Genomic DNA, 853 nt, shown 5'->3' with positions numbered 1-853 from the left:
CGCGCGCGCGGTGGGCATCGCCGGTGGCGCGCAGAAGTGCGCATACGTGCAAGACACCCTGGGTTTCGATACTTGCCGGCGGTACTGCCCTTCGACCAGCACCCGGTGCACCACGCGCTCGCCCAGTTCGGGCGTGGTCAGGCCGGCCAGCATTTTCAGGTCGGCCAGCTTCTGCAACGTGTCGGCATTGGCCGCCAGATAACCCACGCGCAGGCTGGCGGCCAGGGTCTTGGAAAACCCGCCCGCCAGGATGACCCGGTTCAGGCGGTCGAGCGAGGCCAGCTTCATGGCGCCGCCGGGGTGCAGTTCCCCATAGGTGTCGTCTTCCACCACCAGGAAATCGTGCCTTTCGGCCAGCCGCAGGATGTCGTAGGCCGCGCCCGCCGACAAGGTATGGCCGGTAGGGTTGTGCACCGCGCTGTTGATGATGAACAGACGCGGCTTGTGCAAAGCCGCAAGGTGGTCGAGCTGTTCCAGGTCGGGGCCGTCCGGGCCGCGCGGCACGCCGATCAGGCGGGCCCCAAAGGCCGCCAGGCGGCCGAAGATCACGAACCAGGCGGGGTCTTCCACCAGCACCGCGTCTCCCGGGCGTATCAGAAGGCGAGCCACCAGATCCAGCCCATGCGTGACGCCGTTGGTGGTAAGCAGATTGCGTTCGGGGTGAGCGGGCACGCCGTCGGCCTGCAAGCGCGACGCCAGTTGCTGCCGCAGCGGCGCATAGCCCAGGGGCGACCCATAGGCCACCAGGTTGCCGCGCACCGAACGCCCTACCGCGCGCACGGCGGCCGAGACCATGTCCGGGTCGAGCCAGTCGGCCGGCAACAGGCCGGCGCTGCCCGGCATGGCCGCGCCC

General features: G+C 69.4%; 1 protein-coding gene. It reads right to left on the bottom strand.

Going from position 1 to position 853, the window contains the following annotated elements; genetic code table 11:
- Nucleotides 1-853 (bottom strand): PLP-dependent aminotransferase family protein (locus LPZ50_RS25100; RefSeq protein WP_230665533.1); only part of this gene is annotated, 853 nt, incomplete at both ends.

Source organism: Bordetella petrii, assembly GCF_020991325.1.
GTDB classification, from domain to species: Bacteria; Pseudomonadota; Gammaproteobacteria; order Burkholderiales; family Burkholderiaceae_B; genus Bordetella_A; species Bordetella_A petrii_E.
The sequence above is the reverse complement of the archived record's forward strand: the minus strand, read 5'-3'. Positions and strand labels throughout refer to the sequence as shown.